The 7,908-nt window shown below is 32.5% G+C and carries 11 protein-coding genes; 8 read left to right on the top strand and 3 right to left on the bottom strand.

Annotated features, from left to right (window positions below; genetic code table 11):
• Positions 1-191 precede the first annotated feature (191 nt).
• Entirely contained in the window at positions 192-809 is a 618-nt protein-coding gene (locus tag ABEY15_RS21045) for a GTP pyrophosphokinase (protein WP_335473931.1), read from the bottom strand.
• 306 nt (positions 810-1,115) lie between these two features.
• On the opposite strand from ABEY15_RS21045, the gene ABEY15_RS21040 reads away from it, so the two are divergent.
• Positions 1,116-1,895, top strand: coding sequence for a phosphatidylserine decarboxylase (locus ABEY15_RS21040; RefSeq protein WP_429892021.1), 780 nt, complete (start codon positions 1,116-1,118; stop codon positions 1,893-1,895).
• A gap of 128 nt (positions 1,896-2,023) precedes the next feature.
• Here ABEY15_RS21040 and ABEY15_RS21035 read toward each other — a convergent pair whose 3' ends face one another.
• The gene (locus ABEY15_RS21035) at positions 2,024-2,185 is read right to left on the bottom strand and encodes a sporulation histidine kinase inhibitor Sda (RefSeq protein ID WP_429892020.1); all 162 of its coding nucleotides are present in this window, start codon (positions 2,183-2,185) and stop codon (positions 2,024-2,026) included.
• Positions 2,186-2,423: 238 nt separating this feature from the next.
• On the opposite strand from ABEY15_RS21035, the gene ABEY15_RS21030 reads away from it, so the two are divergent.
• Genes ABEY15_RS21030 through ABEY15_RS21000 form a run of 7 tightly spaced genes read left to right on the top strand, consistent with a single transcriptional unit; the run spans position 2,424 to position 6,909 of the window.
• A complete protein-coding gene (locus tag ABEY15_RS21030) occupies positions 2,424-2,945 on the top strand; it encodes a YqeG family HAD IIIA-type phosphatase (RefSeq protein WP_069035111.1) in 522 nt (173 codons plus the stop codon).
• The gene (yqeH, locus tag ABEY15_RS21025) at positions 2,942-4,051 is read left to right on the top strand and encodes a ribosome biogenesis GTPase YqeH (RefSeq protein ID WP_429892019.1); all 1,110 of its coding nucleotides are present in this window, start codon (positions 2,942-2,944) and stop codon (positions 4,049-4,051) included. The genes ABEY15_RS21030 and yqeH overlap by 4 nt, the downstream gene beginning before the upstream one ends.
• Positions 4,052-4,074: 23 nt before the next feature.
• Positions 4,075-4,911, top strand: coding sequence for a shikimate dehydrogenase (gene aroE, locus ABEY15_RS21020; RefSeq protein ID WP_335408096.1), 837 nt, complete (start codon positions 4,075-4,077; stop codon positions 4,909-4,911).
• The gene (yhbY, locus tag ABEY15_RS21015) at positions 4,905-5,195 is read left to right on the top strand and encodes a ribosome assembly RNA-binding protein YhbY (protein ID WP_098846366.1); all 291 of its coding nucleotides are present in this window, start codon (positions 4,905-4,907) and stop codon (positions 5,193-5,195) included. Before aroE ends, yhbY begins: the two co-directional genes overlap by 7 nt.
• A gap of 37 nt (positions 5,196-5,232) precedes the next feature.
• Positions 5,233-5,808 carry a bis(5'-nucleosyl)-tetraphosphatase (symmetrical) YqeK gene (gene yqeK / locus ABEY15_RS21010; protein ID WP_429892017.1) on the top strand — a complete coding sequence of 192 codons (576 nt, stop codon included), beginning with the start codon at positions 5,233-5,235 and terminating at the stop codon, positions 5,806-5,808.
• A gap of 4 nt (positions 5,809-5,812) precedes the next feature.
• Positions 5,813-6,169, top strand: a complete 357-nt coding sequence (gene rsfS / locus ABEY15_RS21005) for a ribosome silencing factor (protein WP_429892016.1) — start codon at positions 5,813-5,815, stop codon at positions 6,167-6,169.
• Positions 6,166-6,909 carry a class I SAM-dependent DNA methyltransferase gene (locus tag ABEY15_RS21000; RefSeq protein WP_429892015.1) on the top strand — a complete coding sequence of 248 codons (744 nt, stop codon included), beginning with the start codon at positions 6,166-6,168 and terminating at the stop codon, positions 6,907-6,909. The genes rsfS and ABEY15_RS21000 overlap by 4 nt, the downstream gene beginning before the upstream one ends.
• Positions 6,910-7,028: 119 nt before the next feature.
• Here the strand turns inward: ABEY15_RS21000 and comER are convergent, their stop codons facing one another.
• On the bottom strand, positions 7,029-7,844 hold the full coding sequence (gene comER, locus ABEY15_RS20995; RefSeq protein WP_429892014.1) for a late competence protein ComER: 816 nt from the start codon (positions 7,842-7,844) through the stop codon (positions 7,029-7,031).
• Between the last annotated feature and the right edge of the window lie 64 nt (positions 7,845-7,908).

Below are 7,908 nucleotides of genomic sequence, written 5' to 3'. Positions count from 1 at the left end.
TCAACATCACTCTACTCCTTTACGAAAATTTGGTAAGTTAATTGGCAAAGTTGTTTTTCAACAGCGTGAAAACAAGGTATGTAAGTATACCTTGTTTTCTTATATTCTAATTTAATTTCGGATTAACAGGAAAGAAAAGAAAGGGTTCGAATCTATCATCTTCCTAAGATCTTTCCAAAATCCTGCCTAAATCAATTCAACTGTTCTACTTGATCTCTAATCAGTTCCATTTTGTAATCTAATGAATTTACAGTTGCGGAAGCTTCATTCAAACTTTCGATAATTGCTTTTGGAACCTTTTTATTGTATTTATAAAAAATCTTGTGTTCAAGGCTTGCCCAGAAATCCATCGCAACGGTTCTAATTTGGATTTCTACTTTTACTCTTTTCGTTTCAGAAGCAAGGAAAATGGGTATTTCAATAATCATATGAAAACTTTTATAACCATTTGGTTTTGGATTCTTTATATAATCTTTTATTTCTATTATATAAATATCGTCTTGTTGTTTTAACAGTTCATAGATCATATAAATATCACTAATAAATGAACAACTAATACGAACGCCAGCTATATCACTCATATAATTTTCTAGATTATATTGTGTTAATTCTAAACCTTTTCGCTCAAGCTTTTCCATTATACTGTCAGGTTTTTTTAAGCGTGATTTTACGTGTTCAATTGGATTATGATTATGAGTTAAAGTAAATTCTTCATTTAAAATTCTAATTTTAGTGTTGATTTCATCTAACGCAAATTTATATATTAAAAGTGTGTTAGTCCATTCACCTAAGCTTTGATCTTTCAACATAGGCAACCTCCTAATGTATATTACATCAGTATTCTACCAGCTTAATGTGAACTCAGTGTGAAATCTTGGTGAACAGTTAGTGACAAGTAAAGTATAGTATAGGGATATTTAAGGTATTAGGAAAAAGGGAATAGTAATAGTAGCAATGGCAGGAGCCTTAAACAAGGATCAAAGATGTAGAGAGTTCAAGTTATATTAAAAGAATAAGCAATTGATAGTAACAGCAGTAAGATCATTTAGGGTTTTGTTAGTTTTGGAATAATATGTTATAAATTTATATATATAATTTTAGTTAGGAGTACATTGATGAAACAAAGTTTTTATCGTTTGTTTATAGAGTTGACGAATAATCGTTTTACTTCTGGTCTTTTGCGTAGATTTGCTACTTCTAGATTTAGTAGACTGTTTATTAATCCATATATTAAAGCGTTTAATTTAAATATGGATGAAAGTAAAGAGACTGATTTTCCTACTTTACATGCCTTGTTTACTAGAGAATTAAAGCAAAATGTCAGACCGATTCATGCTGGTGAAAGTGAATTAGCTTCTCCTGTAGATGGTGTGTTAGAGTCTTGTGGGAAAATTGAAATGGATATTAAATTTGTCGTAAAAGGAAAGACATATAGCATTATTGAGATGTTAGGTTCAAAGGAAATGGCAGAAAAATATGATGAGGGTTATTATATGGTATTGTACTTAAGTCCTAGCCATTATCATCGTATACATAGCCCAATCGAAGGCGAAATTGTTTCACAATTCGAGTTAGGTGCTAAATCTTATCCCGTGAATAAAGCAGGATTAACGTATGGTAAAGATCCACTTTCAAAAAATTATCGAATTATTTCAGAAGTATTATGTTCTGAAAACAATAAACATGTTGCGATGATTAAAGTTGGTGCTATGTTTGTTAACACAATCGTAGTAACAAAAAAAGAAAAACGTGTGAAAAAAGGTGAAGAAGTAGGGTATTTTTCTTTCGGTTCTACAGTTGTTTTACTTTTTGAAGCTAATAGTTTTTCGCCAAATTTGAAACTTCAATCTGGCCAAGCGATAAGAGTTGGTCAAAATCTTGGTAAATTACACTAAGTATGCACTTTTTTTCACGAAATGGGAGCCATCGTATAGAAAGATGGTTCTTTTTCTGTTATTGTAAAGAGTACTTGTATTTTAATTTCACTTGTATTATTTGCACATATTGAAAATAATAAAAATGATTAAGATGTTTTTTTAATATAGAAATCTAATCCTCTTCGTTTAATTTCTTTTTCAATTAAATAAATGAAAGCCGGATCAAGCTGTAAACCAAGAGCTTTTTTGTACGACTCAAGTAACAACTCATCATTTAATTTGTACATATTTTTTGCCCGGTTGGGCATTCACCTCCGAGTGAGTAAAGTTTTTTGAATTTCTTCGTAAACTTACTGTATCAAATTTTTAAAAATAGAACAATCGTTCGTTTATCCACAGAAATAGGTGGATAAGTTGTGGGTAATTTGTTTATATATTCTGAAAAGGTAGGTTCTTGGACTAAGGATAATGTGTATAGATTTATCCACAGTTAGAATGGTTGTAGTTATTTGTCGAACGATTTTAAGAATATATTGAGGTGTAATAATGTTTAATAAATTTTTACCGAGTGAAACTGTTAATAATGTTTATGCAATTACGCCTGAGCATTTAAAAGGCTTAGGAATTAAGGGAATCATTACGGATTTAGATAATACGTTAGTAGAATGGGATCGTCCATTAGCTACTCCAGAGCTAACGAAATGGTTCAAAAGCATGGATGATGCAGGGATTAAAATTACAGTTGTATCGAATAACAATGCAGAGCGTGTTGGAAAATTTTGTGATCCTTTAGGAATTCCATTCATTCATCGTGCGCGTAAGCCACTCGCTACATCATATAAAAAAGCATATAAACAAATGAATTTAAAACCAAATGAAGTCGTGATGATTGGAGATCAATTGCTTACAGACGTATTTGGTGGCAATCGTCAAGGCATTCATACAATTTTAGTTGTTCCAGTTGCAAGTACAGATGGAATTTGGACAAGATTTAATCGGATGGTAGAACGTAGAATTCTTTCATCCTTAAGGAAGCAAGGATTGCTACAATGGGAGGATAAAAAGTGAGTAATACTGTAATAAGATGTATTGGTTGTGGAGTTGAAATTCAAACAGAGGATAAGAACAAGCTTGGATATTCACCTCCATCTTCATTAGAAAAAGAAGAGATTATTTGTCAACGTTGTTTCCGTTTAAAAAACTATAATGAGATCCAAGATGTGGAGTTGACTGATTCTGACTTTATTCGTATCTTAAATGGGATAGGTTCTAAGGATTGTCTTGTTATTAAAGTAGTTGATGTTTTTGATTTTTCTGGTAGCTGGTTAAATGGAATTAATCGATTCGTTGGAAACAACAAAATATTATTAGTTGGAAATAAGGCAGATTTAATTCCGAAGTCAGTTAAGAAAAATAAGCTTACGCAATGGATGAGCGGAACTGCAAAACGTTGGGGACTTAAACCCGCAGGTGTTCATTTAATTAGTGCAGTAAAAGGCACTGGTATAGACGAATTAGCTGAAAGTATTGAGAAGCATCGTGAAGGTAAGGATGTGTACGTAGTAGGTTGTACAAATGTTGGGAAATCAACATTTATCAACACAATGATTAAACGTTATAGTGAAGAAAATAGTAATATCATTACTACATCGCATTTTCCGGGTACAACACTTGATATGATCCAAATCCCACTTGATGATCAGAGTGATCTAATTGATACACCTGGTATTATTAATCATCATCAAATGGCTCATTTTGTTGATAAAAAAGGTTTAAAGATTATTACACCGAAAAAAGAAATTAAGCCTATGGTTTATCAATTAAATGAGGGGCAAACCTTATTCTTTGGTGGGTTAGCTCGTTTTGATTATTTAGAGGGTGGAAGACGTTCCTTTACTTGTCACTTCTCTAACGAATTATCAATTCATCGTACTAAACAAGAAAACGCTGATGAGTTATATGAAAGACAAGCTGGGGAATTATTAGTACCACCATATGGTGAACAAATAAATGAACTTCCTAAATTAGTGAAGCATGAATTTATGATAAAAGATGCTAAAACTGATATAGTTTATTCAGGGTTAGGTTGGATCACAGTGAATGAACCAGGTGCCAAAATCGTAGCTTATGTACCAAAAGGAGTAGCTATAACTCTTCGTAATTCTATTATATAAGAATAATTTGGGGGCTAAGAGAAATGAAAGACCAATATTATGTAATCGGTCAACCGATTGGTCATTCAATGTCACCAACTATGCATAATGAATGGTTTCTCTCAAATCAGATTTCGGGGCACTATTCAGCAAAAGAAGTTGGGATAACAGAATTAGAATCAGTTATGACAGAATTTCGTTCAACTGTAAAAGGATTTAATGTTACAGCACCACTAAAAGTAGAAATTATGCAGTACTTAGATGAAATTGATCCATTGGCAAAAGCAATTGGAGCTGTTAATACAGTTATCAATAAAAATGGAAAACTGTACGGTAAAAATACTGACGGTATGGGGTATTGTAGAGGCTTATCCTATGTTTTGAAAAATCCGATTGAAGAAGAAAAGATTTTGATTATCGGTGCAGGCGGTGCTGCTAGGGCGATCCTTTATAGTTTACTGCACTTGGGTGTTAAGCATATTACAGTCACAAACCGAACAATAGAAAAAGCAGAGGATCTACTAGATGGTAAGCTGATGAATGAGGTTAATATTATGTCTATTTCAGATGCTGAAGAACATTTAGGTCACTTTTCTCTTATCATTCAAACAACTTCTGTTGGAATGAAGCCAAATGAAAATAGCACGCCATTAGCGCTAACTAATTTATCACCAGATGCAATTGTATCGGACCTAATATATAGCCCATTTAAAACAGTATTCTTAAAAGAAGCTGAAGAAAGAAATGCGACTATACAAAACGGATTACCGATGTTTATTTATCAAGGAGCATTAGCATTTCAAGAGTGGACGGGAATTTTTCCAAATACGATTGATGCATACTCATTATTAGAAAGAAAACTTGGAGGAACAAAATGTTAACAGGTAAACAAAAAAGATTTTTACGTTCGAAAGCTCATCACTTAAACCCTATTTTTCAAGTAGGTAAAGGTGGAGTTAATGAAAATATGGTTAAACAAATTTCAGAAGCGCTAGAAGTAAGGGAACTTTTAAAAGTAAGTATACTTCAAAATTGCGATGATGATCGTTATGATGTAGCGGATCAGCTAGTTGAAGGTACAAACGCTGAACTAGTACAAGTAATTGGACATACAATTGTTTTATATAAAGAGTCTGAAGAAAATAAAACAATCGTACTGCCTTAATATGTAAAATACCGTTAATTAGAGGAGAAGCGGATTAATGGATAAACAAAAAGCACTTTCACTTGTAAAAGAAAAACTAACGAACGGGCGTTTTACACATACTATTGGTGTGATGGAAACTGCAGTTAGACTAGCCGAAAAGTACGGTGCGGATGTAAAAAAAGCAGAGCTAGCTGCAATTTTCCATGATGTCGCAAAATGCATGCCGATTAAAGAATTAAAATCAATTATGGAAGAAAATAAACTTTCATTAAAGCTTTTAAAGTACAATAAAGAATTATGGCATGCTCCTGTTGGTGCATTTCTTACTGAACATGAATATGGAATTGATGATCAAGAAATATTACAAGCAATCACATATCATACAAGTGGTCATAAAGAGATGAATTTATTAGATAAAGTAATATATGTAGCAGATTATATTGAACCTAATCGTAGTTTTCCAGGTGTAGAGGAAGCTCGTGAATTAGCGGATCAGGATTTAGATCGAGCTTTATTATTTGCATTAAAAAATACAATTACATTTTTGATTGATAAAGAACAAACAGTCTACCCATTAACGGTTAAAACATATAACTCAATATTAAAGCAAGTTAAAAGCCAGGGGGAATAAAAGAATGAATGAAAAAGAATTAATGATGCTAGCTGTAAATGCTGCTGACGATAAAAAAGCTGAGGAATTAGTCGTATTAGATATGAAAGGAATCTCTGCAATTGCAGATTATTTCATTATTTGTCACGGTAATTCAGATAAGCAAGTTCAGGCTATTGCAAGAGAAGTAAAAGATCAAGCTCAACAAAATGGTAAAGATGTTAAACGTTTAGAAGGATTTGACGAAGCTCGTTGGGTATTAGTAGACATCGGTGACGTTGTCGTTCATGTTTTCCATCGTGACGAAAGAAACTATTATAACTTAGAAAAACTTTGGGGAGATGCACCTTCTCTTGATGTTTACGGAGAGCTTCTTTCGTGACATACAATCGCTTCGCGTATTTGTATGATCAATTAATGAATGATGTCCCTTATGAAAGATGGGTTCAATTCCTAAAAAATGTATTTCAAAAATATGAAGTGCTTCAGCCTTCAATATTAGATATAGGATGTGGAACTGGTACATTACCCATCTCATTGGCAAAATTGAACTATTCAATTAGCGGGGTTGATTTATCTGAGGAAATGTTAAGTGTCGCAATGGCAAAAGCAGAACAGGAAAAAGTTAATATCCCTTTTTTCCAACAAAATATGGTGGAATTAGAAGGTTTTGATCAATTAGATTGTGTAACAATTTTCTGTGATTCACTTAATTATTTAGAAACAGAAGATCAAGTAAAACAAACCTTTATAAAAGTAAATGAAAGCTTAAAAGATAATGGTTTATTTTTATTTGATGTACATTCACCTTATAAAATTGAAGAAATCTTTGGTGAAGAGACATTTTTTATTGATGGTGCAGAGTTAAGCTTAGTCTGGTCTTGTACGCAAGGGGAATACCCATTAAGTGTTGAACATGATTTAGTTTTCTTTATGAAAGAGGAAAATCGTGATTTATATGAACGCTTCGAGGAATATCACAACCAAAGAACATTTCCTATAAATATGTATAAATCATTATTAAATCAAACCGGATTTGAAGTGAAAGAAATCATAGCAGATTTCGATGAAGCTGTAGATGATACTTCTGAACGAATCTTTTTTATAGCAATGAAAAAATAAAAAACCCTTTAAAGAAAATTCCTTTTCTTAAAGGGTTTTTTACTTTATTAGTACTACAAAATTGAATTTTGTATTTTTGTTACGAATGGAGTAAAGGGGTATAATCATTTCTAAGTTAATCAAAATTGTTCCTTTACTCGCTCAATTTCCTTATCAAATTTATCATGTGTTTTTTCAAAAATTTCTTCGAATAAATCCCCTACTCGTGCTTCTAATACTTTAATACCTTCTCCAGTAATTCCGCCTTTTACACATACTTTTTCTTGAAGTGTTTCAAGCGTAAAATGTTTTTGTTCAATTAGTTTACCAAAACCAATAATCATTTCTTCTGCTAAGATCGTTGCTTGCTCTTTTGAAATTGAAGTTTGACAAACAGCCGCATCGATAAATTTTCGAAGTAAGTAACTAAAAAATGCGGGTCCACAGCTTGCGATATCCGATGAAACTCTTGTTATATCTTCTGTAATCATGACAGGTTTAGAAACGTTCGAAAAAAGCTCGATTATTTGCTCCTTACTTTTGGCCGTGCATCTATTCCCAAAATTAACTAAAGTTACCCCACTCAATGCTTGATTCGTAATGCTTGGAATAACGCGTGCAACCTGACAAGGTAATATAGCTTCTAATTGTTCAACGTTAATCGGACTAGTGATCGATATAACACAATGTTTTTTAGTGAAATGCTTTTGTAAAGATGATAGAAGTGGCTGAATTTCTAAAGGTTTTACACACACTAATACAATATCAGAAGCGGTAATTACTTCTTTGGCTGTCTCAACAACATTTAAATCAGGATATATATTTTTTAGCTCATAAGCTTTATACATTGAGCGGTTTGTAACAGTTAATTCGGAGGGCTTCACGGCATTTGATTTTATAAATCCATTGAGCAATATAGTGCCCATATTTCCTGTACCTATGATTCCTACGTTCATGAGTACATCCCTTCCTTTGCATACATTCTCTCCTACACTATATGAAGCAAGGTAGAAAATAATG

It is taken from the genome of Gottfriedia acidiceleris, assembly GCF_050457485.1.
GTDB classification, from domain to species: Bacteria; Bacillota; Bacilli; order Bacillales; family Bacillaceae_G; genus Gottfriedia; species Gottfriedia acidiceleris_D.
The sequence above is the reverse complement of the archived record's forward strand: the minus strand, read 5'-3'. Positions and strand labels throughout refer to the sequence as shown.

Excerpts from the sequence above, each read along its gene's own strand:
- ABEY15_RS21045 (WP_335473931.1), bottom strand. The coding sequence starts at position 809 with ATGTTGAAAGATCAAAGCTTAGGTGAATGGACTAACACACTTTTAATA.
- ABEY15_RS21040 (WP_429892021.1), top strand. The coding sequence starts at position 1,116 with ATGAAACAAAGTTTTTATCGTTTGTTTATAGAGTTGACGAATAATCGT.
- ABEY15_RS21035 (WP_429892020.1), bottom strand. The coding sequence starts at position 2,185 with ATGCCCAACCGGGCAAAAAATATGTACAAATTAAATGATGAGTTGTTA.
- ABEY15_RS21030 (WP_069035111.1), top strand. The coding sequence starts at position 2,424 with ATGTTTAATAAATTTTTACCGAGTGAAACTGTTAATAATGTTTATGCA.
- aroE (WP_335408096.1), top strand. The coding sequence starts at position 4,075 with ATGAAAGACCAATATTATGTAATCGGTCAACCGATTGGTCATTCAATG.
- yhbY (WP_098846366.1), top strand. The coding sequence starts at position 4,905 with ATGTTAACAGGTAAACAAAAAAGATTTTTACGTTCGAAAGCTCATCAC.
- yqeK (WP_429892017.1), top strand. The coding sequence starts at position 5,233 with ATGGATAAACAAAAAGCACTTTCACTTGTAAAAGAAAAACTAACGAAC.
- rsfS (WP_429892016.1), top strand. The coding sequence starts at position 5,813 with ATGAATGAAAAAGAATTAATGATGCTAGCTGTAAATGCTGCTGACGAT.
- comER (WP_429892014.1), bottom strand. The coding sequence starts at position 7,844 with ATGAACGTAGGAATCATAGGTACAGGAAATATGGGCACTATATTGCTC.